This is a genomic window from Nonomuraea terrae (assembly GCF_004348995.1).
GTDB lineage: Bacteria > Actinomycetota > Actinomycetes > Streptosporangiales > Streptosporangiaceae > Nonomuraea > Nonomuraea terrae.
The window spans coordinates 21,736-48,196 of record NZ_SMKQ01000048.1; the positions used below are offsets into that span (position 1 = coordinate 21,736).

The window sequence follows — 26,461 nt, forward strand, 5'->3', positions numbered from 1 at the left end:
CCCTGCCGTTCCTCGGTCACGATAGAAAAGTATGGCCGACCCTTTCACCCTCGGCGTCGCGTCGGGTGAGCCACTGCCCGACGGCGTCATGCTCTGGACCCGCTTGGCCGTCGACCCCCTGAGCGCCGATCCCGCCCGGCCCGGCGGCATGGCCGCGCGGGCCGTCGAGGTGAGCTGGCAGCTCGCCGAGGACGAACACTTCACGCGAGGGCTGCGCCAGGGCGTCACCGAGGCCCAGCCGGCCTGGGCGCACAGCGTGCACGTCAGGGTCGCCGGTCTCAAGCCCGGCACCGACTACTACTACCGGTTCAGGGCGAGCGGCGCGCAGAGCCCCGTCGGGCGCACGCGGACGGCCGACGACCCGGCCTCCACCCGGCCCGTACGCTTCGCCGTGGCCAACTGCCAGCGCTACGAGCACGGCTTCTACACCGCCTACCGCCACCTCGCGGCCGAGCGGCCCGACGTCGTCTTCCACGTCGGCGACTACATCTACGAGTCACGCCAGGCCGCGAACGTCGTACGCCCTCTCGGGACGCTGCCCGGCGAGACCGACACGCTGGCCGAGTACCGCCTGCGCTACGCCCGCTACAAGTCCGACCCCGACCTGCGGGCCGCCCACGCCGCCGCGCCCTGGGTGCCCACCTGGGACGACCACGAGGTCGCGAACAACTACCGGGGCACGGGCGACGGCACCGCGGCGTTCCTGCGCCGGCGGGCCGCGGCCTACCAGGCGTACTTCGAGAACCAGCCGATCAGGGTGCGCCCGCGGGGCGGCGGCCTGCAGATGTACCGCAGGCGGACGTACGGCGCCGTCGCCGACTTCCTGGTGCTCGACGTGCGCCAGCACCGCGACGCGGGCACCATGCTCGGGGCCGCGCAGGAGGAGTGGCTGATCTCCCGCCTGGTCACCGGGCGGGTCAGGTGGCGCGTGCTGGTGCAGCCGTTGTTCTTCGCCCGCCGTTTCGTGCCGGGGCCGGCGCCGAACCTGCGTACCGACTCCTGGGACGGTCACCAGGAGCAGCGGGCGCGCATCCTGGCGGCGGGGGCGCCCGGCCTGGTGGTGCTCAGCGGCGACGTGCACAACGCCTGGGCCGGGGAGCTGAAGGCCGACTTCCTCGACCCGGGCTCGGCCACGGTGGGCGTGGAGTTCGTGGCCAGCGCGATCAGCAGCAGGCCCCCGGCGACCGACGGCCCCGCCGTGCTGGCCGCCAACCCGCACCTGAAGTTCTTCGACGGCCACCGCGGTTACCTGTCGGGCACGGCGGGCTCCAACGAGCTGCGGGTGGCCTTCCGGGCGATCGACCACGTCGACCGGCCCGGCGCGCCCGTCACGACCGTCGCGGAGTTCCGCACAGGGGGAGACGGGCTGACGTCAGAAAATGCCCCTAGCAAATAGTAAAGTTTCCTATTAGATTCAGGGGCATGCTCCTCAGCGGTGACCTGCTTCGCCTCGCCGACGCCGTCCTCTTGCCCGGCTTCGCCGGGCACGGCCCACCCGACTGGATCCGCCGCCGGCTCGGCGAGGGGCTGGCCGGGGTGGTGCTGTTCTCACGTAACATCGCCGGTCCTGAGCAGGTCGCCCGGCTGACCGCCGTCCTGCGCGCCGAGAACCCCGCGGTGCTCGTCGGCACCGACGAGGAGTCGGGCGAGGTCACCCGGCTCGAAGCCGCCACCGGCAGCGGCCGCCCCGGCGCGTACGCCCTCGGCGTCGTGGACGACGTGCGGCTCACCGAGGCCGTGGCCGCGGACCTCGGCGGCGACCTGGCCAGGGCCGGCGTCACGATCGACTTCGCGCCCTCGGCCGACGTCAACTCCAACCCGGACAACCCGGTCATCGGCCTGCGGGCCTTCGGCGCCGACCCCGATCTGGTCGCCCGGCACACCCGGGCGTTCGTCCGCGGCCTGCAGTCCGCCGGGGTGGCCGCGTGCGCCAAACACTTCCCCGGCCACGGCGACACCTCGGTCGACTCCCACCACGGCGTGCCCGTGGTCGCCGAGCAGGGCATCGAGGAGGCGCTGCGCCCTTTTCGCGCGGCGATCGCGGCGGGCGTCAAAGCCGTCATGACCGGTCACCTGCTCGTGCCCTCGTACGACGCCGAGCGGCCCGCCACGCTCAGCCCCAAGGTGCTCACCGGGCTGCTGCGGGAGGAGCTCGGGTTCGACGGCATGATCATCACTGACGGCATCGAGATGGCCGCGGTGTCGGGGGCGTACGGCATCGGGGGCGCCTCCGCCCGCGCCATAGCCGCCGGCGCCGACGCGATCTGCGTCGGCGGCGAGCGGGCCGACGAGGCCACCGCCGCCGGGATCCGCGACGCGATCGCGGCGGCGGTGGCCGAGGGGCTGCTGCCCGAGGAGCGTCTGGCCGACGCCGCTCGAAGGGTCCGCGAGCTGGCCGCCTGGACCACCTCCTCGGGCAGCCCCGCCCCGGCGGAGCCCGGGATCGGGCTGGTCGCCGCCCGGCGGGCGATCCGGATCACGCGCCGCTCCACCGCTCGGGTCCTGCCGCTGGCGGATCCCGCGCACGTCGTGGAGCTGGCGCCCGAGATGAACCTGGCCATCGACAAGAAGACTCCGTGGGGTGTGGGGGAGCCGCTGGCCCGCCTCGTGCCCGGCACCGCGGTCACCCGCCTCACGTCCGGCGAGGCGACCGGCCCCACACTCGAACGCCTGATCGCGACGGCCGCCGACCGGCCCCTGGTCGTCGTGGTCCGCGACGCGCACCGCCACCCCTGGCAGGCCGACGCCCTGCGCCACCTGCTGAGCGCCCGCCCCGACGCCGTCGTCGTCGAGATGGGCCTGCCCGCCCGCGCCGACCTGGGCGCCGTGCACATCGCCACGCACGGCTCGGCCCCCGCCTGCGGCCGGGCGGCGGCGGAGGCACTGAGCGGTAGGCTCTGAGATCGTGAACTTCGACGGCGAGGACCTCTCCCGCAAGCCCCTGGCCGACCGCCTGGCGCCGGGGGAGACGCACGTCTTCCACGACTGCGACCTCACCGAGGCCGACCTGTGGGGCGCGTCTCTGGCCGGGGCCAGGTTCGAGTCGTGCGTGCTGGAGCAGACCGACTTCCGCAAGGCCGACCTCGACGGAGCCGTGTTCACCGGCGGGGGCGGCATGCGGGCCCGCTTCAGCGACGCCGACCTCATCGACGCCTCCTTCACCGACGTCGACCTGTCGTCGGCGCAGTTCGGCGGCGCCCTGCTGACCGACGCCACGTTCACCGGCTGCCGCATGATCGGCGCCTGCCTGACCGGCTCGCGGGGCACCGGCTTCACCGTGACCGGCTGCAACCTGACGCTGGCCAACCTCGGTGGTTGCTCGTTCCGCCGCGAGCACATCGAGGGCGTCCGCTTCGACGACGCCGACCTGGCCGGCTGCGACTTCACCCAGGCCACCCTGACGGACTGCCGGTTGATCGGCGCGCGCCTGTTGAAGACCGTCTTCGCCCAGGCCGATCTGCGCGGCGCCGACCTGGGCGACATCGACGACGACACCAGGCTCCGCGCCCTGGCCGGCGCGGTGATCACCCAGTCGCAGGCCGCCGCCATCCTCGCCGCCCGCGGCCTCACCGTCATCTGACGGACCGCGGGGAGACGGTCAGCGCAGCGACGAGCGGGCCGTGGGCCGCAGGCGCAGCCGTACGGGGGCGGCGGTGAGGCACGGCTCCAGCATCGGCAGGTCCACCTCCCGCTCCGCCTCCGGCGTGTCGAAACGGGCGAACCACACGAACACCTTCACCCCGGTCCGTACGGGCAGCCGCGGAAAGGTGTTCTGCGCGGGCTCGGTCTCGAAACAGGCCACCGGCGGCACCCCGGCCTCGGCCAGCACCGGCGCCGCCGCACGGGCGAAGAGACCGGCGAAGCCATCCGTGACGTGATAGACCGTGGCGACGTACGACGACGGCGGGGCTTCGGCCGCGCCCACCGGCGGACGCTCCGAGACCTGGAACTCCGGGCCGGCCGGGCGTAACAGGAGCACGTCGTCGGAGCTCTCCATCGTGGCGTTGGCCGCGTCGCGGTGCGCGCGCCACACGGGGCCGCCGTAGAACGCCTCGAGCGACGCCCGGCGCGACTCCATGTCAGGGAAGGCCCGCACCCACGGGAACGTGTCGGGCGCGTCGGGATCGCGGAAGGTGCCGGTGACGCGTATGCCGACCGCTTCCTGCGGCTCGACGAACTCGCGCTCGAACAGCGCGATGAGCTCGTCGCGCCGTCCGGGGCGCATCGTGTAGTTGCGCAGCTCGTAGATCATGCGCGGATGGTAGCCATGGTCACCGACATCCGACCGTCGAACAATATTCTGATTACTCATAGCTACCGATTGGCAACGCAGGGTTATATGCTCGCACTGCCTTGATCCCCAGGGGTCAAGGAAGGTCAAAGGAAGGGCGTGCGCCTCGGGGCCCCGGCGTCCGCCCGTCCCGGAAGGCTTTCCCCACTGGCGAAGGAGCAGAAGTGATCAAAAGGACGTCCGCCGTCGTGGCGATGCTCGCAGCGGTCGGCGGCAGCGCACTACTGGCAGCCCCCGCTCATGCCGACGACGGCTGGCGCAGCCCCTGGTCCGGTGCCAACTGGGGGGTGAACCGCAGCGCCAACGGCGACTCGCTCCAGACGGGAAACAACTTCGGCGACGTCCTCGCCGGCATCCGCGGCGCGGGCTTCTCGACCAACGTCAACAACACCAACGGCATCGCCGCGACGTCCGCCCACGGCGGCATCACGGTGATGTACATCTTCGACTGACCGGCTGACGTTCCGCACACAAGCACTCTCTGGAAGGACATCGACATGATGAAGAAGCTCTGCGTGACCGGTCTCATCGCCGCCGCGGCGGGCGCGACCCTGATGTCGGCTCCCTCGTACGCCGACGTCAACGCGGGCAACACCAGCGTCAACCGCGCCTCGTCGCAGTCGGGCAACAACTTCGGCAACGTCGTCAGCACCAACGTGAACGGCCGTGCCGCGACGGGTGTCAACACCGTCAACGGCAACGCCGTGATCGGCGCCTACGGCAGCGACCTGCTCGTGGACGACGTGGTCGACTGACCTGCCGACGCTCGCCGCGCCCCCGCGGCGCGTCCGGAGCGCGTGCGAGCCGGGTCCCGTGACGGCCCCGGCTCGCGCCGTTCCCGCACCGCCTCCGGTGCGGGTGCGGTGACGCGCCCCAGCCCCGGGCCGGGTCGAGCTCGCCGAGAAGGTTCTTGCTGCCGTACCCCATGTCCTTCTCCAGGCCGGGAGCGACCCGGCCCGGTCCATGTCAGCAGGTGATCCCGCCGTCCACCGGGATCACCGTCCCCGTCAGGTACGCCCCCGCCCGCGAGGCGAGGAAGATCGCCGCGCCGGCCATGTCGTCCGGCCGTCCGATGCGCCCCAGGGGCACGTTCGCCGCGATCGACTTGCGTGTCTCCGGGTCGTCGAGCGCGAACGCCATCATCTTCGAGTCGAACGGCCCCGGTGCGATGGCGTTCACCGTGATGTGCTCCTTGGCCAGGTGCTTGGCCAGGTGCCGGGTCAGCATGTGCACGGCCGACTTCGTCGACGAATACGCGTAGGTCGGCAGCGCTGGCACCTTGATGCCGTCGATCGAGCCCACGTTGATCACCCGCGCCGGGTCTTCGGCGCTCGCCGCCTCCCGCAGCTGGGGCAGGAACTTCTGGGTCAGATGGAAGACGCCCTTGACGTTGATGTCCCAGAGCTTGTCGAAGGCGTGCTCCGGATACTCCTCCAGCGGCGCGCCCCAGGTCGCCCCCGCGTTGTTCACCAGCGCGTCCAGCGGCCCGTCCACCGCCGCCACCAGCGTCTCCAGCCCCTCGGGCGTCGACAGGTCGGCCGGTACGGCGACGCAGCCCAGCTCCGCGGCCGTCTTCTCGACCTCGGCCGACTTACGGGCGGATATATAGACGTTCGCCCCTGCCTGTACGAAGCCGGCGGCGATCATGCGTCCGATGCCGCGCGACCCGCCTGTGACGACGACCGTCTTGCCTTCCACCGAGAACAGAGTCATGTTCCGGAAGCATGCCATACCGAACGGTCGGTTGCCAGAAGCCGGGATGCGCCCTGGCACCGGTCTCAGCAGGCAGGCGCGGGCTCCAGCAGTGCGGCGGGCTGCGGCGGTGCGGCGGTCTCCGGCGGTGCGGCGGTCTCCGGCGGTGCGGCGCTGAAGGAGCCGTACGCGCCGCGGAAGAAGACCAGCGGGTCGCCGTCCGCGAGGGCGGCGAGCCGGAGCACCCGGGCCACCACGATCGTGTGGTCGCCCGCCGGGTGCTCGGCCTCGATCGCGCAGTCCAGCCAGGCCAGCGCGCCGACCAGCACGGGGTTGCCGCCGGGGGAGCCGGTCCACGACAGGCCGGCGAACTTGTCGCCGCCACGGGAGGCCAGCCGGGCGCAGACGTCCCGCTGGTCGCCCGCGAGCACGTTCACGGTGACGACTCCGGTGCCGCGCACGCGCGGCCAGCTGGAGCTGGTGTGCGCCACGCAGAACGCGACCAGGGGCGGGTCGAGCGAGACCGAGGTGAAGGAGTTGACGGCCAGCCCGTACGGCCGCCCGTCCCGCGGGTCCACCGCCGTGATCGCCACCACCCCGGTCGCGAACGTCCCCAGCACCTCCCGAAACCGCCGCCCCTCGACCACCCCGGCCACACGCGGGCCGGCCGGCCCAGGCACACGCGGGCCGGCCGGCCCGTCCTCGCTGTGGTCGCTCCGCCCATCCGCACGGTCGTTGGGATGTCCCTCTGCGCTGCCGTTGAGCCGGCGCTCCAGCCGCCGCTCCACTCGATCGCTTGAGCGGTCGTTCGGCTGGTCGGCCTCGGCGGTGGTGGGGCCGGCACCGGACGTGCGGAGGGGCGGCAGGATGACGCCCCGGCGGGTTCTGCGCCTGCGGGGCACGAGGATGCCGCGGCAGCCGTCCGCCTTGCCGGTCCGGGCAGCGCGTGTGCTCATGTCCGCCTCCAAGTCCACCGCACCAGATCAAACCAAGCGCTTGCTTGGACGGTAGGGTTGGCGGAGAGTGCTGTCAAGTGCCCCCGGACCCCCGGACGGCTCGCCCCGATCGCCTCTCTCGGAGTCTGCATGACCATCCCTCAGCCCGCGACGACCCGACCAGGACGGTCTCGGTCCGGCGACGGGATCGGTACCGGCGAAACCATTGGTCCCACCCTTACGAAGCGCCCCACAGCCCAGGCCCCAAGGGTCGATGATGAGGGAGGCGTCAACGCGGACGGCTCGGACTTGGCGGCACACGTGAGAGGTACGTACGGGACGGCGGCCCCGACGAGGGGGCCACGGAAGACGGTCCCGTGTGTCCGTCATGACGTCTCCCGGATCGGCCGCCCCTGCACTCGCGCCCCGCCTGACGACGACGAAGCCCCCATCGGCTGATGGAGGCGTCGGGTCCCTTCGGAGGAAAGCGCGCCCTGGCGGGCGTGGGGGACCCGCCAGGACGCGCTTCCTGCCCCGCGTGCGGCGGCGCCAGGACTCCGGCGAGGGATGGAGTCCTAGACCGCTGGTTCGCACACGGAGTCGATGGGGGAGCACGAAGGCCCCTGCTGCCGGCAACGTGCGTCGATGCGTCGAGCTGCGCCGACCAGGTCATCAATGGAGTGCGCGACGGGGGCGCCACCCTCCTCGTTCGCGACAAAGGATCCGTCAGCGCACCACACGGTCAGCTCAGCGAACACCGATGGCACGGAATCACCACTGCTCTGGTAGGTGTGGGTTGACCCATCGCGACTCAACCCGTAACGCAGTAAACGCGTTGCTTCGCGGGGGTCATGCCAGGGCAGTAATGGCGTACCCGTGCGGACCGGCAACACTGGCCCTCACCCCCTCACCGGCCTTTAGATGGATTTGTACCAACGAATGGATGATGGGCCGGTCGAAGGGGTGCGGTCAAGGGGTTGTGGCCTGCTAGAACCAGATCGTCTAAATTGTTGGAACAAAAGGGGTGAAAGTGGCAAGGTCGGTGCTGTATCAGCAGGTGGCTTCGGAGTTGCGACGAGCCATCTACTCGGGTGTCCTCGGCCCCGGGGCGCAGCTTCCGACCGAGGCACAGCTCATGGAAGACCATGGGGTGAGCAGGAACACCGTGAGGCTGGCCCTGGGCGAACTCGTCAACGAGGGACTCGTCACGCGTACGCCGCGCCGCGGAACCGTGGTGAGAGACCGCCGGCCGCTGCTGATGTATCCGCAGCGGGAGCTGGAGCCACAACCCCGTGGGGAGCTGAAAGAGGCCTTCGCCTATGCCGTGTCGCAGGAAGGCCGCGAACCCAGCCAGTACATCGAGGTCCTGACGGTGTCTCCGGTCGAGGAGATCGCCAGCAGGCTTCAGCTGGCAGATGGGGAATTGGCGGTGGTGAGACGCCGTCTGCGTTTCGTCGACGGTCAGCCGTACAACACCAACGATTCCTACTTTCCCCGTGATCTGGTGGCCGATTCCGAGATCGCCAGGCCCGGAGACATCGCGCGAGGGGCGAACCGGGTGCTGGAGGAGCTCGGGCATGCGCAGGTGCGCGTCGTCGACGACATCTGGGCGCGCATGCCCAACCAGGAGGAGGCAGAACGCCTTCAATTGGAACTCGGCACACCCGTCATGGTCTATGTCCGAGTTGGGTACGACCGGGCCGACATGCCCGTTCGTGTCGCCGTGTCGGTGCTGCCCGCCGACAAGCATCTGATCAGGTACGAGCTCGATCGCCGCTAAGGGCTCAGGGTGAAGGGGTGATCCCGCCGGCCGGGCGCAGCGAGAAATAAGCCGCCTCGCTGGCCATGGGGAGTCGTGCATACTCCCCTAAATCGCCATTTATCCATATATATCGGGTTAAGGCCCCATTTCGGCCCCACGCGACATTGCCTCATCACGCTACGTGTCAGCCTGGAAACCCAACGCGACGAAGGGCTCACTTATGCACACCCCCACCCTGCTTCATCCTCTCGCGCTCCGCAGAGCCGAGCCAGCGGACCTTCCCGGCGTACTGAAGCTGCTCGCCGACACCTCCGAGTGGCTCCACACGCAGGGAGTGCGGCAATGGCCCCGCGGAGGCTTCGGCCCCGAGCGGATCGAGCCGCTGATCGAGGAGCGGGTGCTGTTCCTGCTGGACGACGAACTTCGCTACCTCGACCCCGGCGCCTCGGCGCCGCCGGTCGCCACCATAGCCCTCGACGAGCACGCCGACCCGGAGTTCTGGACTCCCGGCGACGGCCCCGGCGCGGCCCTGTACGTCCACAAGCTCGCCGTCGCCCGCAACTGGTCGGGCAGCGGCCTCGGCGACGCCCTGCTGGACTGGGCCTGCGCCGCGGCGTACGCGGCCGGGCTGCCCTGGCTGCGGCTCGACTGCGCGAAGACCAACCTGCGGCTGCAGGACTACTACAGAAAGCGCGGCTTCCGCCACATCCGCACGGTGGACCTGCCCCACCGCGCCTCGGGTGCGCTCTTCGAGCGCCCGTCCGAGGACGTGTCCCCCACGGTGTTCCGCGACCTCACGGCGGCGGAACTGATCAGCGCCTGACCGGCTCGACGGCGGCCCGGCCCCACGCCAGGGGCCGGGCCCGGCTTCTCGCGGGGGGCTTTGCCCGTGATCCACAGCAGAAAGGGGCAGAGCACCATATAACCTCTGCTGCATGACCGGATCCCTGCTCGAGGTGATCGCGCTGAACGTGCGCGACGCCGTGGCCGCCGAACAGGGCGGAGCCGACCGGCTGGAGGTCGTCGCCGACATGGCGGCCGACGGGCTGACCCCCTCGCCGGAGACGGTCGCCGCGATCGCGGCGGAATGTCCCCTTCCGCAGATGGTGATGCTCCGCTGTGACGCGAACTTCGCCGCCGACCCCGACGTCCTCGACCGGCTGCGCCGCGACGCCAAGGATCTCGCCCAGGCGGGCGCGGCGGGATTCGTGTTCGGCTTCCTGGACGGCGCGGGCGCCGTCGACCTGACGGCCACCGAGGCGCTCATCCACGCCGTCTCCCCGCTGCCGTGGACGTTCCACCGCGCCGTCGACCACGCCGCCGACCTTCAGGCGGCCTGGCGGGCCGTACGGCTGCTGCCCAACCTCGCCACGGTGCTGACCTCCGGCGCCCCGACGGGCGTGGGCGACGGCCTGGGCGCGCTGAAGGCACGCGCCGACGCCGGGGACGCCTCCATCATCCTGGCCGGCGGCGGCCTGCGCCCCGGCCACGTGCCGGCCCTGCTCGGCTACGGCATCCGCGCCTTCCACGTGGGCTCCGCCGTACGGGCGAGCTGGTCGGACCCGGTCGAGCCGCACCTGGTCCGTCAGTGGCGCGATCTGGTCGAACGCGACTGACCCGTCAGGGGAGAGCCGCGTCGGCCCGGCGCAGGGCGGCGGCGAGCGTGCGGATCGTGGCGGGCTCGTCCATCACGCCGCCCTCGGCCGCGCGCCGCTCCTCCCAGGCCCGCACCCGCTCCCGATAGGAGTCGTAGCGGGCCAGGTGGAAGGCGTAGACGGTGGCGAAGCGGCTCACCAGGTGCGACGGGTGCATGTCCCAGCCCTGGTAGAAGCCGTGCCGCAGCGAGTGCCTGACCAGCTCGGCGTGACGCCGCCACAGTACGTGGACGTCGAGCGTCCGGTCGGAGGCTGGCGCGGCGGCCAGTGACCCGTCCGACAGCTCCACCCCCGTGCCGGCGAGCGCCGTCTGCATCACGTGGCGCGCGTGGTCGCAGGCCGGGTGGTCGAGCCGCTGCTCGTGCGGCGGCAGCCCGATCGCGGCGGTGTAGTCGAAGACCCCGAAGTGCGCCGCCGCCAGCCGCCCGCCCAGCGACTCGTTGAGGTCGCCGCGCAGGAACGCCAGCGTCTGAGGCGCCTCCACCTGCATCTCGAACCGCAGCCGCACCCCGAGCGCCGCCTCCAGCCCGGCCAGCACGCCCGCGAACTGCCCGAGGTAGGACTCCATGAGGATCTTGGGGAAGGTCACCGTGAAGCCGTCCGGCAGCCCTCCGGCCCGCTCGGCCACCCCCGTGACGAACCTCTCCAGCGTCCGCGCCGACCGTTCCGGGTCGCCGTCCGCGAACGACTTCACCCGGGGCCCCCACCGCCGCGGCAGCGTCCCGGCGTCGCTCATGGCGGCCACCGCGGCGACGGACTGATCCACGTGACCGTCCTCGACCGGTCCGGGACGCAGGCCGTAGCCGTCCTCGAAGTCGATCCGCAGGTCCTCGACCGGCTCGGTGGCCAGCTTCAGCAGCACCTTGTCGTGGACGACCGCGGCGAGGCCGCCCGGCACGCCGAAGACCTCGGCCATCTCCTCGGCGCTCGCCAGATGGGACTTGAGCAGCGACAGCGCCCGCTCGCCCCAGTCGGCGACGGTGCGCTCGGTGAACCGGTCGGCGGGCACGTACACGGTGTGGACGGGCTGCCAGGCGGGCTCACCGGCGGGATAGCGGGCCCGCTGCAGCCGGTACGCCTCCTCGAACCCCTCAGGGACGGCACGCACGGAGCATGGCCTCCAAACCCACGAGCTTGACGCGTTCGCCGCGCCCCAGCGTCTTGGCCAGCTCCGCCTCGGCGGCCTCGACGGCCAGCCACTCGTCGTACGTCACCGGCCGCACCCCGCGCGAGGCCAGCAGCGCGCCGATGCCGTCGTGACCCACGCGCTCGCGCCCGTCGAGGTCGGCCAGCAGCGTCCGGACGGTCTCGGCCGCGTCGGACTTGTTGGTGCCGATCACCCCGGTCGGCCCGCGCTTGAGCCACCCCGCCACGTATTCGCGCTCGCGTACCCGCCCCGCCTCGTTGGGCACGGTCATGGTCCGCTCCGAGAACGGCACCCCCGGCAGCGGCACGCTCCGGTAGCCGACCGAGCGCAGCACCATGCCGACCGGCAGCGTCTCGAACTCGCCGGTGCCGACCACGCGGCCGTCCTCCGACAGCCGGGTGCGCTCCAGCTTCAGGCCCTCGACCCGTTCGCTGCCGAGGATCTCCACCGGCCGCATCCAGAAGCGCACGTCGAGCCGGCGCGGACGCCCCACCGGCTCGCGGGCGGCCCACGACTGCAGCACCTTGATGTTGCCCTGCACCTGCCGCGGGAAGTCGCCGCCCAGCACGACGGCCTCCTCGGGGCGTACGCAGACGTCGGCGTTGGCCAGCTCGCCCAGCTCGCGCAGCTCCTTCAGGGTGAACTTGGCGTGCTCCGGCCCGCGCCGGCCGATCATGTGGATGGCCTTCACCTGGCTCTCGCCGAGGCGTTCGAGCACCTCGTGGGGCACGTCGGTGGCGCTCAGCTCCTCGGCCGTCTTGGCCAGGACGCGTACGACGTCGACCGCCACGTTGCCGACGCCGATCACCGCGACCTCGGAGGTGTCGAGCGTGAACCGGTCCGGGTCGACGTCGGGGTGGCCGCAGTACCAGTTGACGAAGTCGGTCGCCGCCACGCTGCCCGGCAGGTCCTCGCCGGGGATGCCGAGCTTCCTGTCGACCATGGCGCCCGTGCAGTAGACGACCGCGTCGTAGACGCCGAGCAGGTCCTCGACCGACAGGTGCTCGCCGAGCGTGACGCCGCCCAGGAAGCGCACCTGGGGAAGCTCCAGCACCCGGCGCAGGTAGTTGGCGATCGACTTGATCGAGGTGTGGTCGGGCGCCACGCCGTACCGCACCAGCCCGTACGGCGTCGGCAGGCGTTCGAGCACGTCGACCGCGACCGGCTCGGCCGACTGCTTGACCAGCGCCTCGGCCGTGTAGATGCCGGCCGGTCCCGATCCGATGACCGCCACGTGCAAGGTCACGCTGCCTCCCTCTGCCGATGCTCGGTTCACGCGGGCACGCGTCCCACCAGATGCAACCGGCCAATGTGATCGATGTATCCCCGGTCGCCGGTGCGGATGAACCCGTCTTTGGCGAATGCCGGGCGCCGGGGGATATCGCCGACATATCCGCTCATCACCGCCCGGGAGCGGAGGAGCACCTCGCCCTGCTCCCCGGCGGGCAGGATCCGGCCCTCGACGTCTCTGACGGACACGTCCACCCCGCCGCGCGGCCTGCCGACGCTCTCCTCGGCGTCCTCCGGAGGGTCGCCGGGCGCCGTGCCGAGCCCAAGACCGGCCTCGGTGCAGGTGTAGCGATTGCAGACGGGCACGCCGTACCTCTCGCGCAGGCCCCTGATCAGATCCGGCGCGGCCGGGGCGCCGCCGCACAGGACGAGCTCCAGGTCCGGCAGATCCGCGCCGAGCGCCAGAAGGCGCGACAACTGGTACGGGCTCCCCTGCAGCACCCCGATCCGGTGCCGGCGCAGCACCTCCAGGGCGGCTTCCGGAGTCCATTCTGGCAGGACGTGACAGGTCCGCCCCATCTGCAGGAAGACCGGCAGCCGGGTGGCGAACCCGAGCCGCCCGAGCGGGTGCGGCACCAGACGCGCCTCACCCGTGCCCCAGCGCAGCCCGGCGCCGTGGGCCCGGATCGCCTCCAGCTGCCGCTCGCCGAACAGCACGCCCTTGGGCGGCCCCGTCCTTCCCGAGGTGAACGTGATCACCACCGGCCGCCCGGGATCGGGTGGGAACGGCGGAGGCGGCGGCTCGGCCCTGCGCAGCCCGCCCAGCCGGTCGGGATCGTAGGAGTGCGGCTCGCGCGGGCGCCGGTCGAGCGGCAGCGTCACGACGTCGATCCCGGTCAGCGGCGGCAGCACGCCTGGGGCGGTGACCACGATGGCCGGGTCCAGCGCGGCCGGCAGCTCCGCCCGCCGCGCCCCGACGCCGGCGGTGACCGCGCCGATCTTGGCGGCCGCCACGTAGCAGATCACGAACTCGGGCCCGTCGGGCAGCGCGAGGATCACGAGGTCGCCGATGCGGCACCCGCGATGGGCCAGCCCGGCGGCCACCTCGTCGGAGAGGCGGTCGAGCTCGGCGAACGACAGCGGCACAGGTCCGCTGAACACGGCCGCGCGCTCCCCGAACCTGCGCGCGGCCTCTCCGGCCAGCAGGCGCAACATGGCAGCTCCCGGGGCAGAGGGCGCACCTCCACGCTACTCGCCCGCCGTGCTGTGTGAAGTGGGAAGCGGTTCATGGCAAGGACTTGCGGGAAGGTGAGGGGGCGATCAGAGTGGATGCTCGTGAAGCGAAAGCACGCGCTGCGACGGCCGGAGGGCGGGCCGTTCCCTGATCAAGGCGACGATCTCTCGCTCACCAGCGCGCGCAGGTACGAAGCCTTCGGCCGGGTGATGGCCGCGCTGGCGTCCGAGGCCGACTTCATCGAGTCGTGCCGCGACCTGACCTGGTGGCGCGGGTCCGACCACAGCTGGCACATCGAGTGGCGTGACGGCCCGTACGCGTCGGAGGCGGCCTCCCTCCTCGCCGACGAGGTGCGCGACCCCGACTACGACGGCTCCCTGGTCACCCAGGCCGGTCCCGGCGGCGACGGCTCGGCGGTGCTCGACGTGATGGGCGTGCGGTTCGAGCTGCGCGCGATCGACCCGATGGGACGGGCCACCGTACGCGCCCGGCCCGGCCTCTGGCGCCTGGCCGAGGCCCTCGACACCACCCGCCGCACCAACACCCGTCATCCCTGGGAAGAGCTGCTCGGTGGTTAGCCGGCCCACATCGGGGAATCCCTCTGTGGGACAGAAGTGACCGTTTTGTCCCTATGATGACCCAAATTTGCCTTTTTTGTACGGTTACATAATCTGGTGGTGGTCATCCCTATCTGTAACCGGGGGAGGTTTGACCAGGGACTGGAGATGAACAACACCACCATCGAGTACGCAGACTTCGCCGAGTACGACAGGCGGCAGCGCGCGATCGAACGTCACCTGCTGGTGGCCTTCGCCGGGGGACTGACCGTCGGCCTGATCGGCATCCTCTTCGCCGGGAACGGCCCCGGATGGGTCGGCCAGATCTACGATCCGTACGCCTACCTCGCCCTCTCGCTCGCCGTGGGCGCGAGCGCTTCCGGCTTCGCCTGGGCGCTGGTGACCACGTTCCTGGCGGCCGTCGCCGCCCTGGTCGGCACCATGGCCGCGGGCGCGCTGCACGGCCGCGACATCTTCCAGATCGTCGGCTCCGACGCCGCCGGGCTCAACTGGACGCTCGTCCTGCTCGTCGGTCTCGGCCTGCTGGCGTACGCCACGCGCAGGGACGACGGCTGGGGGGACCTGGCCGCGGGGGCCGTCGGCGCGGCGCTCATCGCCGACGTCGTGGACCGCGCGACCCCCGGTTTCATCGAGAGCGAGCAGTCGTTCTGGCCAGGGCCCGCGATGGCGATCGGGCTGTTGTCCCTCGTCCTCGTGCTCGCGCTGCGCAGGAACACCCGGGGACGCCTGCGCGCCCTCGCGCTGTCGGTCGTCTTCTCGGGAACGTTCGCGGCCTGCCTGGCCGCCTTCGTCGCGGGCTGGTTCCCCCTGGCCGTCTGAGGGTCGCCGCGCGATAACGACGAGCGCCGTACCACGGCGAGTCGATAGCCTGTAATCCTCCATCAGGGTTTCGAGCAAGGAGTGGCCGTGTTGCTGCGCATGTCGTCGTTGTTTCTTCGCACCCTGCGGGACGACCCGGCAGACGCGGAAGTCCCGAGCCACAAGCTGCTCGTCCGCGCCGGTTACGTCCGCCGGGTCGCGCCCGGGATCTACTCCTGGCTGCCCCTCGGCAAGATGGTGCTGGAGAACGTCACCAGGATCGTCCGGGAGGAGATGAACCGGATGGGCGGTCAGGAGGTGCTCTTCCCCGCCCTGCTGCCCCGCGAGTACTACGAGGCCACCGGCCGCTGGACCGAATACGGCGACAACATCTTCCGCCTGCAGGACCGCAAGGGCGCCGACTACCTCCTCGGCCCCACGCACGAGGAGCTCTTCACCGACATGGTCAAGGGCGAATACTCCTCGTACAAGGACTATCCGGTCATCCTCTACCAGATTCAGACCAAATACCGCGACGAGGCGCGGCCCCGCGCGGGCATCCTACGCGGGCGCGAGTTCCTGATGAAGGACTCCTACTCCTTCGACCTCGGCGACGACGGCCTCAAGCGCTCCTACGAGCTGCACCGCGAGGCCTACATCCGCACGTTCGACCGCCTCGGCATCAACTACAAGATCGTCTATGCCCAGTCGGGCGCCATGGGCGGCTCGGCCTCCGAGGAGTTCCTCGCGGCCACGCCCACCGGCGAGGACACGTTCGTGGCCTGCCGCTCCTGCGGCTACGCCGCCAACGCCGAGGCCGTCACCACCCCCGCGCCGGCTGCCCGTTCCTACGACGACGTGGCGCCGATGAAGGTCCTCGACACACCCGACACCCCCACCATCGAGACGCTGGTGTCGTACGTCAACGAGCACCACGGCCTGTCCGTCACCGCCGCCGACACGCTCAAGAACGTCGTGGTCAAGGTCTCCACGCCCGGCACCGACAAGGTCGAGACGCTGGTCGTCGGGGTGCCCGGCGACCGCGAGGTCGACTTCAAGCGCCTGGAGGCGGCGCTGTCGCCCGGCGAGCCCGCCATCTTCGAGGCCGCCGACTTCGACAAGCACCCCGGCCTCGTCCGCGGCTACATCGGCCCGCAGATCCTGCGCGAGCTCGGCATCCGCTACCTCGTCGACCCCCGGGTCGTCACCGGCACCTCGTGGGTGACCGGCGCCAACGAGCCCGGCCGGCACGCCGTCAACGTGGTCGCCGGCCGCGACTTCACCCCCGACGGCACCATCGAGGCCGCCGAGGTGCGCGCCGGCGATCCCTGCCCGCGCTGCGGCTCCGCGCTGTCCATCGACCGCGGCATCGAGATCGGCCACATCTTCCAGCTGGGCCGCAAATACGCCGACGCCGCCGGCCTCGACGCCCTCGGCCCCGACGGCAAGCCGATCCGGGTCACCATGGGCTCCTACGGCATCGGCGTCTCCCGCGCGGTGGCGGTCATCGCCGAGCAGGCGCACGACGAGCTCGGGCTCGTGTGGCCGCGCGAGGTCGCGCCCGCCGACGTCCACATCGTCGGCACGGGCAAGGACAACCAGGTCGAGGCGGCGCTCCAGCTCGGCGCCGAGCTGGAGGCGCGCGGGCTGCGCGTCCTCGTCGACGACCGGCCGCAGGTGTCGCCCGGCGTGAAGTTCAAGGACGCCGAGCTGCTCGGCGTGCCGACGATCGTCGTGGTCGGCCGCGGCCTGGCGCAGGGCGTGGTGGAACTGCGCGACCGCGTCTCGGGTGAGAAGTCGGAGATCCCGCTGGCGGAGGCCGCCGACCGCGTCCAGGCTGCCTGCGCCGGCTGATCCCGTACGCCGCACGCCGCGCGGGCCGACTCGGCCCGCGCGGCTACTCTGTCATGCCGCTGCCCGCCCCCGACGAGGGCGCCGCGGACGGCGTCGCTGTGGGGGCCGCTGATGGGGCCGGCGTCCGGGTCGAGCCCGGCATGCCGGGGAAGGCCGGCGGCTGGGCCGGGCGGAAGGCGTACGCGCGGGTCACCGCGTCCTGCATGGCCTTGGCGGCGTAGCGGCGCAGCGACGGATCCTGGGCGGAGGCCAGCTCCAGGTAGGCGGCGGTGACGCCGTTCTCCAGGTGCACCGCCAGGTTGGTGGCCAGCGTGGCGTTGGAGGGGAAGAACGGCAGCGTGTAGGAGGCCTCCGCCTCGGCCGGCTTGCCGCCCCTGGCCACGAGGTAGGAGCGCAACTGATCGCGCCGGGCCCGGTGCACGTCGAAGGCGTCCTCGACGCGCTCGCGCAGGGAGCCGGACGTGCGCGCCCCCAGCAGCCCGTAGGCGAACAACACCGCGTGCTCGGCCGCCAGGGCCTTGCGCAGCTTCTCGGCGTCGTCCGCCGCCGTCAGGGCGCGCCCTCTCACAACGACCTCGGCAGGGCGACGGCGTGGGCCGCCTCGCAGGCCCCGATGCTGGCGATGAGCTGCGCGACTCCGGGGGAGACCCCGGCCAGCTGCCGCGTACGCAGCTCCGCCGCCGCGCGCTCGGCGTCGCGCAACCGCGACAGGGACGGCTTCGCCGACGGCGACGCAGAAGGCGAGCCCGACGGCCGCGGCGACTGCGACGCTGGCTGGGGCACCGACTGGGGCGGCGACTGGGGCGCCTGCGGCACGTGCTTGCGCAGCTCGGCGAGGTGGGCCTGGTGGCGCTGCCGGAACGGGATCAGCTTGTCACCCCCGTCGGCGATCAGCGACGAGTAGAGCGCGATCGTCCGCTCCTTCTCGGCGATCAGCTGCCTCAGCAGCCGCGTCTCGGCGGAGTCTTGGGCCGGGGCGGACGGCCGGGGCGGCCCTGACGAGCTGCAGGCGGTGAGAGCGGCCGCTCCGCCCGCCAGCAAGGCTCGCCGAGACAGGTGACGCGGGCGCACAGGCGTGGACCTCCAGTGACTACGGACGCAGATAGCATCGTACGGGCTGGTGCCCCGGATCGCCGTCAGGCGACGCTCCGCCATTCGACGGTGACGAGTGGCGCTCTCTCCGTGCCTTCGTACGGATAGGGTGTCAACTGTCGTCGCTGGCCGAGCTGTCAGACGGCGGAGAGCCAGAGGCGAGGTCCGCCCGGCTGAGACATGACAATAGGGGAGGTCGATATGGGCAGCGCATCACCCCGCGACCACCTGATGAAGCTCCTGGAGCCCGTGGTCAGCGCGGAGGGCCTCGATCTGGAGGACATCACGGTCACCCAGGCGGGCAGGCGACGGATCCTGCGCGTGATCGTCGACCGTGACGGCGGCGTGAGCCTCGACGACGTGGCCGACGTGAGCCAGGCCGTCTCCGCGGCGCTCGACGACGACGACGCGATGGGCCAGAGCGCCTACACGCTCGAGGTCTCCTCGCCCGGTGTCGACCGTCCGCTCACCGAGCCGCGCCACTGGCGGCGCGCGGCCAAACGGCTGGTGAAGGCGGAGATGAGAGACGGCACCGTGATAGAGGGCCGCATTCTGGGCGCCGACGAGAGCGGCGTCGACCTCGACGTCGCCGGCACGGCGCGCAAGCTTGATTACAAGGACCTGGCCCGGGGACGGGTACAGGTGGAATTCCGCCGGATCGACGACGTCGACGGCGACGAGGGCTAGGGGGAGCCGCCGTGGACATCGACATGAGCGTCCTGCGCAGCCTGGAGCGGGAGAAGGACATCTCCTTCGACCTGGTCGTCAAGGCGATCGAGGACGCGCTGCTGATCGCATACTTCCGCACCGACGGTGCCGCTTCCAAGGCGCGGGCGGAGCTCGACCGCGCGACCGGTCACGTCACGATCTGGGCTGCCGAGATCGACGAGGACGGCGAGGTCGTCAGGGAATACGACGACACACCCAACAACTTCAGCAGGATCGCCGCGACCACCGCCAAACAGGTCATCCTGCAGCAGTTGCGCGACGCCGAGGACGAGATCAACTTCGGCGAGTTCGCCAGCCGCGAGGGCGAGCTGGTCTCCGGCGTCATCCAGCAGGGCAAGGACCCGCGCGTGGTGCTGGTCGACCTCGGCAAGATCGAGGCCGTGCTGCCGCACGCCGAGCAGGTCCCCGGTGAGGAATACGCGCACGGCGAGCGTATCCGCGCCTACGTGGTGCAGGTGAAGAAGGGCCACAAGGGCCCCTCCGTCACCCTGTCGCGCACGCATCCCGGGCTGGTGAAGAAGCTGTTCGCGCTGGAGGTGCCGGAGATCGCCGACGGCACCGTGGAGATCGCGGCGGTGGCGCGCGAGGCGGGCCACCGTACGAAGATCGCCGTCAGGTCGCGCAAGGCGGGCGTCAACGCCAAGGGCGCGTGCATCGGCCCGATGGGCTCGCGCGTGCGCAACGTGATGACCGAGTTGCACGGCGAGAAGATCGACATCATCGACTGGTCGGAAGATCCGGGCGAGTTCGTCGGGAATGCCCTGTCGCCCGCACGTGTTTCCCACGTCGAGGTTCTCGATCTGGACGGGCGGGTCGCGCGAGTGACGGTGCCCGACTACCAGCTCTCTCTGGCGATCGGCAAAGAGGGGCAAAATGCGCGGCTCGCGGCCAGGCTCACCGGATGGCGGATCGACATCCGTCCCGACACCCAAGCCGAGGACGCCGCCGGTTCCGTAGATGCGTCAACACGGTAAGCTGGAATATGGTGGCCAGGCAGCCCCGCAGCGCACCTGTGTGGGTTGCAGGGTTCGCACGGCTCAGTCCGAGCTGCTCCGCCTGGTGCGGGTAGAGGATCATGTGGTCCCCGACCTGCGAGGACGGCTCCCTGGTCGCGGTGCTTCACTGCATCCGTCCTTGAGTTGTCTGGAGCTTGCCGAGCGTCGCCGAGCGTTTCCGCGCGCGTTCCGCGTTGCGGGGCCGCTTGACGTGTCGCCCGTGCGGGCGCACCTGGAGGGAGAACCACGAAATGTCATGTAGGACGCCGAGTTGATGGGCGGAGTCAGATTGCTATGAGCGCCTGATGAGCACGCGGCGATGAAGACGTCAAGGTAGCGACGGTCCGGACGGCACAGCCAGCCTCCCGGGCCGAGTAAGGGAGTGCAGTGGCGAAGGTCCGGGTATACGAGCTCGCTAAGGAGTTCGGCGTAGAGAGCAAGGTCGTCATGGCCAAGCTCCAAGAGATGGGAGAGTTCGTCCGTTCGGCGTCCTCGACCATCGAGGCGCCGGTGGTCCGCAGGCTCACCGAAGCTTTGGGCGCCTCTAAGGGGGGCCCCTCCAGGGGCGGCGGTCAGCCGTCCAACAGGCCGCAGCCGCCAAGGGCTGCGCCCCGGCCGGGCGAGAGCCAGGCCGGCAACGGCGCCGGACAGGCGCCGGTTCCAGCTCCGCCGCGTCCGGCTCCCAAGCCCGGTCCGCGGCCCAGCCCCGCGGGCGGCGGTCAGCCGCGTCCGCAGGTGCCGCCGATGCCGCAGCAGCAGCAGCAGCCGCAGCCGCAGCAGCCCGAGGCTGCGCGCGGCGAGACCTCCGGGGCTCCTCAGGCGCGTTTCGAGAGCGGCGCGCCCACTCGTCCGGCTCCGGGCCCGAGGCCCGGTCCCGCCGCACGTCCGGGTCCCAAGCCCGGCCCGGCGCCCCGCCCGGGGCCCTCGGGTGGCGGCGGTTCCCAGCAGGCGCCGCGTTCCGGCGGCCCCGGTGGCGGCGGCCCGCGTCCCGGTCCGGGTCCCAAGCCCGGCCCGCGTGGCCCGCGTCCCGGCAACAACCCGTTCTCGTCCAACGCCAGCGGCATGGGTCAGTCGCGCCCGCGTCCGGGAGGCAACCGCGAAGGTGGCGGTCCCGGTCAGCGCGAGCGTCGTGACGGTCCGCCGCGCGACGGCGCGATGCCGCGTCCGCCGCAGGGTCGTTCCGGCCCCGACGCCAGGCCCGGCTCCGGTGGCGCGCGTCCCGGCCCGCCGCCCGGCGGCCCGCGTCCGGGTCCCGGTGCGGGTGGTCCCCGTCCGGGTGGCCCGCGGCCCAACCCGATGATGATGCCGCAGGGTCGTCCTGCCGGTGGTCCCGGCGCCGGTCGTCCCGGTGGCGGTGGCGGCGGCGGTCGTCCCGGCGGTGGCGGCGGTGGCCGTCCCGGCGGTGGCGGCGGCGGCGGTCGTCCCGGTGGCGGCGGCGGTTTCGCCGGCCGGCCGGGTGGCGGCGGTACCGGTCAGCGCACCGGCACCGGCGGTCCCGGTGGCGGCGGCTTCGGCGGTCGTCCCGGTGGCGGCGGTCGTGGCCGTGGCGGCGGCACCGCGGGAGCCTTCGGGCGTCCCGGCGGCCGTCCGGCCCGTGGCCGCAAGTCCAAGCGTCAGAGGCGCCAGGAGTTCGACAACATGTCGGCGCCGGCGATCGGCGGTGTGCAGGTCGCTCGCGGTAACGGCGCGACGATCCGGCTGCCGCGCGGCGCGTCGCTGTCCGACTTCGCCGACCGCATCGGCGCCAACCCCGCCTCGCTCGTGCAGATCATGCTGCACCTCGGCGAGATGGTGACGGCGACGCAGTCGGTCAACGAGGAGACGCTGCAGCTGCTCGGCGCCGAGCTCGACTACAACATCCAGGTCGTCAGCCCGGAGGAGGAGGACCGCGAGCTTCTCGAGGCCTTCGACATCGAGTTCGGCGAGGACGAGGGCGACGAGGCCGACCTGGCCGCGCGTCCCCCGGTCGTGACCGTCATGGGTCACGTCGACCACGGTAAGACCAAGCTGCTCGACGCCATCCGCAAGACCAACGTGGTGGCGCGCGAGGCGGGTGGCATCACCCAGCACATCGGTGCTTACCAGGTCTCCACCGAGCACGAGGGCCAAGACCGGAGGGTCACCTTCATCGACACCCCGGGTCACGAGGCGTTCACCGCCATGCGTGCCCGAGGCGCCAAGTCCACCGACATCGCGGTGCTGGTGGTCGCGGCCGACGACGGGGTGAAGCCGCAGACGATCGAGGCCCTCAACCACGCCCAGGCGGCGGAGGTGCCGGTCGTGGTCGCGGTCAACAAGGTCGACAAGGAGGGCGCCGACCCCAACAAGGTGCGCGCCCAGCTCACCGAGTACGGCCTGGTGGCCGAGGAGTTCGGCGGCTCGACCCTGTTCGTCGACATCTCGGCGAAGAACGGCACGGGCATCGACGAGCTCCTCGAGGCGATCCTGCTGACCGCCGACGCCGAGCTCGACCTGCGGGCCAACCCGACGATGGACGCGCAGGGCATCGCGATCGAGGCTCACCTCGACAAGGGCCGCGGCCCTGTCGCGACCGTCCTGGTCCAGCGCGGCACGCTGCGGGTCGGCGACTCGATCGTGTGCGGCGAGGCCTTCGGCCGAGTCCGCGCGATGCTCGACGACAACGGCGACGCGGTCGAGGAGGCCACGCCGTCGCGTCCGGTCCTGGTGATGGGTCTGACGGCCGTGCCGAGCGCCGGTGACAACTTCATCGTGGTCACCGACGACCGGATGGCCCGGCAGATCGCCCAGCAGCGCGCGGCGCGCAAGCGCAGCGCCGACATGGCGAAGTCGAGCCGTCGCCGCACCCTCGAAGAGCTGTTCAGCGACCTCGAGAAGGGTCGCGTCGACGAGCTCAAGCTCATCATCAAGGGTGACGTGTCCGGTTCGGTCGAGGCCCTGGAAGACGCCCTGCTCAAGATCGACGTCGGCGACGAGGTCAGGCTCCGAGTCCTGCACCGCGCGGTCGGCGCCATCACCGAGTACGACGTCAACCTGGCCGTCGCCGACGACAACGCGGTCATCATCGGCTTCAACGTCCGCCCCGAGCCTCGGGCGCGCGACCTGGCCGAGCGCGAGGGCGTCGACATCCGCTACTACTCGGTCATCTACCAGGCGATCGAGGAAATCGAAGCGGCGCTCAAGGGCATGCTCAAGCCCGAGTTCGAAGAGGTCCAGATGGGCACGGCGGAGGTCCGCGAGGTCTTCAAGGTGCCGAAGATCGGCAACGTCGCCGGTTCGCTGGTCCGCTCCGGCGTGATCGTCCGCAACAGCAAGGCCAGGGTGATCCGCGATGGCGTCGTCATCGCCGACAACCTGACCGTCTCGTCGCTGCGTCGGTTCAAGGATGACGCGACCGAGGTCCGCGAGGGCTTCGAGTGCGGTATCGGGGTCGGCTACAACGACATCCGGATCGACGACGTGATCGAGACGTTCGAGATGCGGGAGAAGCCGCGCGTGTGACGCGCGGCCGGGCGCCCGGCGGGACATCCGCCGGGCGCCTCTCGCACGCCCAGGCCTGGTTCCCACCGCAGCAGGCCGGCCGTGCTTCCACCCCACCAGGCCAAGCGGTGGTTACCAACGATGTATGTGGGTGCTCTTACCCTGGACATCCTGCTGGGCGACGTCAGGTCGCTGAAGCAGAAGCGCTCTGTCGTCCGGCCGTTGATCGCCGAGCTGCAGCGCCGTTATCCCAGCGTCGCGGTGGCCGAGACCGGACATCTCGACCTGCACCGCAGGGCTGAGGTCGGCGTGGCGGTGGTGTCGGCCTCCGCGGGCAACTGCAAGGAGGTCCTCGACGCGTGCGAGCGTATGGTGGCTTTCCGTCCCGAGATCGAGCTGCTGTCGGCCCGGCATCGGCTCTACAACGACGAAGATTGAACGAACAGCACGCCAGGTCGTGCGTGAGGGGGAGCGAACATGGTGGATGCCGCACGAGCGCGCAAGCTCGCCGACCGCATCCAGCAGATCGTCGCCGAGATGCTGGAGCGCCGGATCAAGGATCCCCGTCTGGGCTTCGTCACCGTGACCGACACGCGCATCACCGCTGATCTGCGCGATGCGACGGTGTTCTACACGGTGTTCGGCTCCGAGGCGGAGCGGGCCGACAGCGCGGCCGCTCTGGAGAGCGCCAAGGGCATCATCCGCTCCGAGGTGGGCCGTCAGACCGGTGTGCGTTTCGCTCCCACGCTGACGTTCAAGCATGACCCGCTGCCCGACAGCGCCCGCCACCTCGACGACCTCATCAATGCCGCGCGGGCGCGCGACGCCGAGGTGGCCCGTCAGGCGCAGACCGCGGCCTACGCGGGTGAGCCCGACCCCTACAGGAAGCCGGAGGAAGGCCCCGGCGAGGGGCCCGAGTCCGGCGGGGAAGACCAGGCGTGACACCCGACGTGCGCGACCGGGCCGGCCGTCCGCACCGCGTGGACCGGCGGCCCATGGAGAGCTGCCCGATCCCCGACTCCCAGTGGGAGCGGGCCCTTGAGCTGATCGGCCGCGCCGACGAGGTGGCGCTGGCCTGCCACGTCACCCCTGACGGCGACGCGCTCGGCTCGATGCTGGCGGTGGCCTTCACGCTGCGCCGGATGGGCAAGCGGGTGGTGGCGTCGTTCGGCGACCGCCACTTCGTGGTGCCGCGGCTGCTGCGGTTCCTGCCGGGCCAGGACATGCTCGTGGCACCGGAGGACTACCCGGCAGAGCCCGAGCTGATGATCGTGTTCGACGCCTCGACGTTCGAGCGCCTCGGGCTGCTGTGCTCGAACGCCGCCACCGCGCGCGAGGTCATCGTGGTCGACCATCACCCGTCCAACGGCGGGTTCGGCACGCTCGGCCTCATCGACGCCAAGGCGGCGGCCACGGCCATGCTGGCCGAGCAGCTCGTCTACCGCCTCGGCGGGCGACTGGACCGTGACATCGCCACCTGCCTGTACGCCGGGCTGGTGACCGACACCGGCTCCTTCCGCCACTCCTCCGTCACGCCCGCCGTCCACCAGATGGCGGCCAGGCTCGTGGCGACGGGGCTGCGTACCGACGAGATCGCCCGGGAGCTGTGGGACCGCTCGCCGTTCGGCTACCTCAAGGTGCTCGCCGCCGCGCTCGACCGGGTGACGCTGGAGGACGGCCTCGTCTCGACGTACGTCACGCGGGTCGACCGGGCCGCGTACGGGCTGCCGTACGCGGAGCTGGAGGGCATCATCGACATCGTCCGGCGCACCGACGAGGCCGAGGTCGCGGTCGTCCTCAAGGAGGACGACCAGGGCGACTGGCAGGTCTCCACCAGGTCCAAGGGCCGCGTCGACGTGGGATCGGTGTGCGCGGCGCTGGGCGGCGGCGGCCACCACAACGCGGCCGGCTACACCTCCCACGACTCCGTGGCGGAGACCATGGCGAAGTTCCGGCGCGAGCTGCGGAAGGTCTGCTGAATGGCCGAGAGCGGTCTGATCATCGTCGACAAGCCGGCGGAGTGGACCTCCCACGACGTGGTGGCCAAGATGCGGCGCATCGCGGGCACCCGCCGGGTGGGCCACGCGGGCACGCTCGATCCGATGGCCACGGGTGTGCTGGTGATCGGCGTGGAGAAGGCGACCAGGCTGCTCGGGCACCTGACACTGACCGAGAAGGTGTACGAGGCGACGATCCGGCTCGGCGTCAGCACCAACACCGACGACGCCGAGGGCGAGGTCACCGCCACCTCCTCGGCGGCCGGCGTCACCGAGGCGGAGATCCGCAAGGGCATCGAAGCGCTGACCGGTGAGATCATGCAGATCCCGCCGCAGGTGAGCGCGATCAAGGTGAACGGGCAGCGGGCGTACAAGATGGCGCGCGCGGGCGAGGAGGTCGAGCTCGCGGCCAGGCCCGTCACCGTGCGGGAGTTCGACGTACGCGGGATCCGGGCCGGCGGTGACGTCGCCGACGTGGACGCGGTCGTGACCTGCTCCAGCGGCACCTACATCCGCGCGCTGGCCCGCGACCTGGGGGCGGCGCTCGGCGTCGGCGGGCATCTGACGCGGCTGCGGCGCACCCGCGTGGGGCCGTACGACCTGTCGCTGGCCAGGACGGTCGAGCAACTCGCCGGGGAGTGCGTGATCCTGCCGATCGCCGAGGCGGTGGCGGCGGCGTTCCCGCGCCGCGACGTCACGGCGGAGGAGGCCCGCGTCGTCGGCCACGGCGGCCGGCTGCCCGCGGCCGGCCTCGGCCCGGGACCGATCGGCGTGTTCGGCCCGGACGGCGCCTTGCTCGCGCTGGTCGAGGAGCAAGGCCGCACGGCCAAGCCCGTCGCGGTCTTCGTCAGCTGACCCGCCCGCACACCGGAGCGCTGGGTGCGGTGGACCGGGGATCGCCCCCCGCCACCCCCAAGAGGCGAGCGGCGTCTGCGGTGTCCGCGGCGCACCAGGCACTACTTCCCAGACGCGGGCGCTCGGTGCGGAGGGCGTGGCAGGGTACGCCCTGGAAG

The 26,461-nt window shown here is 71.6% G+C and carries 27 protein-coding genes; 19 read left to right on the top strand and 8 right to left on the bottom strand.

Going from position 1 to position 26,461, the window contains the following annotated elements; genetic code table 11:
* Positions 1–31: 31 nt before the first annotated feature.
* The 3 genes from E1286_RS18020 to E1286_RS18030 are packed head-to-tail and all read left to right on the top strand — an operon-like array spanning position 32 to position 3,580.
* Positions 32–1,396: an alkaline phosphatase D family protein gene (locus E1286_RS18020; protein ID WP_223190073.1), complete on the top strand. Its 1,365-nt coding sequence runs from the start codon at positions 32–34 to the stop codon at positions 1,394–1,396.
* A 26-nt stretch (positions 1,397–1,422) separates the two neighbouring features.
* On the top strand, positions 1,423–2,901 hold the full coding sequence (locus E1286_RS18025; protein ID WP_132613963.1) for a glycoside hydrolase family 3 protein: 1,479 nt from the start codon (positions 1,423–1,425) through the stop codon (positions 2,899–2,901).
* 4 nt (positions 2,902–2,905) lie between these two features.
* Entirely contained in the window at positions 2,906–3,580 is a 675-nt protein-coding gene (locus E1286_RS18030) for a pentapeptide repeat-containing protein (RefSeq protein ID WP_132613965.1), read from the top strand.
* Positions 3,581–3,598: 18 nt separating this feature from the next.
* Here E1286_RS18030 and E1286_RS18035 read toward each other — a convergent pair whose 3' ends face one another.
* Complete coding sequence (locus E1286_RS18035) at positions 3,599–4,252, bottom strand: NIPSNAP family protein (RefSeq protein WP_132613967.1); 654 nt, start codon at positions 4,250–4,252, stop codon at positions 3,599–3,601.
* Between the two features lie 203 nt (positions 4,253–4,455).
* On the opposite strand from E1286_RS18035, the gene E1286_RS18040 reads away from it, so the two are divergent.
* Entirely contained in the window at positions 4,456–4,743 is a 288-nt protein-coding gene (locus E1286_RS18040; RefSeq protein WP_132613969.1) for a hypothetical protein, read from the top strand.
* Positions 4,744–4,788: 45 nt separating this feature from the next.
* Entirely contained in the window at positions 4,789–5,046 is a 258-nt protein-coding gene (locus E1286_RS18045; RefSeq protein WP_132613971.1) for a hypothetical protein, read from the top strand.
* 211 nt (positions 5,047–5,257) lie between these two features.
* Here E1286_RS18045 and E1286_RS18050 read toward each other — a convergent pair whose 3' ends face one another.
* Both E1286_RS18050 and E1286_RS18055 read right to left on the bottom strand, forming a co-directional pair.
* Positions 5,258–6,004: an SDR family oxidoreductase gene (locus E1286_RS18050; protein WP_132613973.1), complete on the bottom strand. Its 747-nt coding sequence runs from the start codon at positions 6,002–6,004 to the stop codon at positions 5,258–5,260.
* 65 nt (positions 6,005–6,069) lie between these two features.
* The gene (locus E1286_RS18055; RefSeq protein WP_246074947.1) at positions 6,070–6,939 is read right to left on the bottom strand and encodes a flavin reductase family protein; all 870 of its coding nucleotides are present in this window, start codon (positions 6,937–6,939) and stop codon (positions 6,070–6,072) included.
* 1,021 nt (positions 6,940–7,960) lie between these two features.
* On the opposite strand from E1286_RS18055, the gene E1286_RS18060 reads away from it, so the two are divergent.
* The 3 genes from E1286_RS18060 (at position 7,961) to E1286_RS18070 (ending at position 10,296) form a co-directional block, all read left to right on the top strand.
* Positions 7,961–8,698: a GntR family transcriptional regulator gene (locus E1286_RS18060; RefSeq protein WP_132613975.1), complete on the top strand. Its 738-nt coding sequence runs from the start codon at positions 7,961–7,963 to the stop codon at positions 8,696–8,698.
* Between the two features lie 202 nt (positions 8,699–8,900).
* Entirely contained in the window at positions 8,901–9,503 is a 603-nt protein-coding gene (locus E1286_RS18065; RefSeq protein WP_132613977.1) for a GNAT family N-acetyltransferase, read from the top strand.
* 112 nt (positions 9,504–9,615) lie between these two features.
* On the top strand, positions 9,616–10,296 hold the full coding sequence (locus E1286_RS18070) for a copper homeostasis protein CutC (RefSeq protein ID WP_132613979.1): 681 nt from the start codon (positions 9,616–9,618) through the stop codon (positions 10,294–10,296).
* A gap of 4 nt (positions 10,297–10,300) precedes the next feature.
* On the opposite strand, the gene E1286_RS18075 is transcribed toward E1286_RS18070, so the two are convergent.
* From E1286_RS18075 to E1286_RS18085, 3 genes are read right to left on the bottom strand one after another with little or no spacing between them, the layout of a single operon-like run.
* Positions 10,301–11,443, bottom strand: coding sequence for a DUF6986 family protein (locus tag E1286_RS18075; protein WP_132613981.1), 1,143 nt, complete (start codon positions 11,441–11,443; stop codon positions 10,301–10,303).
* Positions 11,427–12,728: an FAD-dependent oxidoreductase gene (locus tag E1286_RS18080; protein ID WP_246074948.1), complete on the bottom strand. Its 1,302-nt coding sequence runs from the start codon at positions 12,726–12,728 to the stop codon at positions 11,427–11,429. The genes E1286_RS18075 and E1286_RS18080 overlap by 17 nt, the downstream gene beginning before the upstream one ends.
* Positions 12,729–12,754: 26 nt before the next feature.
* On the bottom strand, positions 12,755–13,927 hold the full coding sequence (locus tag E1286_RS18085; protein WP_132613983.1) for a class I adenylate-forming enzyme family protein: 1,173 nt from the start codon (positions 13,925–13,927) through the stop codon (positions 12,755–12,757).
* Positions 13,928–14,041: 114 nt separating this feature from the next.
* On the opposite strand from E1286_RS18085, the gene E1286_RS18090 reads away from it, so the two are divergent.
* The 3 genes from E1286_RS18090 to E1286_RS18100 all read left to right on the top strand — a co-directional run bounded on the left by E1286_RS18090 (position 14,042) and on the right by E1286_RS18100 (position 17,176).
* A complete protein-coding gene (locus E1286_RS18090; RefSeq protein WP_132613985.1) occupies positions 14,042–14,524 on the top strand; it encodes a hypothetical protein in 483 nt (160 codons plus the stop codon).
* Positions 14,525–14,671: 147 nt separating this feature from the next.
* A complete protein-coding gene (locus E1286_RS18095; RefSeq protein ID WP_132613987.1) occupies positions 14,672–15,343 on the top strand; it encodes a hypothetical protein in 672 nt (223 codons plus the stop codon).
* An 87-nt stretch (positions 15,344–15,430) separates the two neighbouring features.
* Positions 15,431–17,176, top strand: coding sequence for a proline--tRNA ligase (locus E1286_RS18100; protein WP_187368184.1), 1,746 nt, complete (start codon positions 15,431–15,433; stop codon positions 17,174–17,176).
* Positions 17,177–17,219: 43 nt separating this feature from the next.
* Here the strand turns inward: E1286_RS18100 and E1286_RS18105 are convergent, their stop codons facing one another.
* Together E1286_RS18105 and E1286_RS18110 are read right to left on the bottom strand one after the other, a co-directional pair.
* Entirely contained in the window at positions 17,220–17,744 is a 525-nt protein-coding gene (locus tag E1286_RS18105; RefSeq protein ID WP_246074949.1) for a ferritin-like domain-containing protein, read from the bottom strand.
* Positions 17,741–18,247, bottom strand: a complete 507-nt coding sequence (locus tag E1286_RS18110) for a hypothetical protein (protein WP_132613989.1) — start codon at positions 18,245–18,247, stop codon at positions 17,741–17,743. Before E1286_RS18110 ends, E1286_RS18105 begins: the two co-directional genes overlap by 4 nt.
* Before the next feature lie 222 nt (positions 18,248–18,469).
* Here E1286_RS18110 and rimP point away from each other — a divergent pair, with 222 nt between their 5' ends.
* From rimP to truB, 8 genes are all read left to right on the top strand, one after another.
* Complete coding sequence (gene rimP / locus E1286_RS18115; protein WP_132613991.1) at positions 18,470–18,955, top strand: ribosome maturation factor RimP; 486 nt, start codon at positions 18,470–18,472, stop codon at positions 18,953–18,955.
* A gap of 11 nt (positions 18,956–18,966) precedes the next feature.
* Complete coding sequence (gene nusA / locus E1286_RS18120; RefSeq protein WP_132613993.1) at positions 18,967–19,971, top strand: transcription termination factor NusA; 1,005 nt, start codon at positions 18,967–18,969, stop codon at positions 19,969–19,971.
* On the top strand, positions 19,955–20,254 hold the full coding sequence (locus tag E1286_RS18125; protein ID WP_111180649.1) for a YlxR family protein: 300 nt from the start codon (positions 19,955–19,957) through the stop codon (positions 20,252–20,254). The genes nusA and E1286_RS18125 overlap by 17 nt, the downstream gene beginning before the upstream one ends.
* A gap of 125 nt (positions 20,255–20,379) precedes the next feature.
* Positions 20,380–23,472, top strand: coding sequence for a translation initiation factor IF-2 (gene infB, locus E1286_RS18130; RefSeq protein WP_132613995.1), 3,093 nt, complete (start codon positions 20,380–20,382; stop codon positions 23,470–23,472).
* Between the two features lie 120 nt (positions 23,473–23,592).
* Positions 23,593–23,889, top strand: coding sequence for a DUF503 domain-containing protein (locus tag E1286_RS18135; protein WP_111180647.1), 297 nt, complete (start codon positions 23,593–23,595; stop codon positions 23,887–23,889).
* 39 nt (positions 23,890–23,928) lie between these two features.
* Positions 23,929–24,393, top strand: coding sequence for a 30S ribosome-binding factor RbfA (rbfA, locus tag E1286_RS18140; RefSeq protein ID WP_132613997.1), 465 nt, complete (start codon positions 23,929–23,931; stop codon positions 24,391–24,393).
* Positions 24,390–25,430 (top strand): DHH family phosphoesterase, encoded by a 1,041-nt coding sequence (locus E1286_RS18145; protein ID WP_132613999.1) that lies wholly within the window; start codon positions 24,390–24,392, stop codon positions 25,428–25,430. Before rbfA ends, E1286_RS18145 begins: the two co-directional genes overlap by 4 nt.
* Entirely contained in the window at positions 25,431–26,303 is an 873-nt protein-coding gene (truB, locus tag E1286_RS18150; protein ID WP_132614001.1) for a tRNA pseudouridine(55) synthase TruB, read from the top strand.
* The last annotated feature ends 158 nt before the right edge of the window (positions 26,304–26,461 follow it).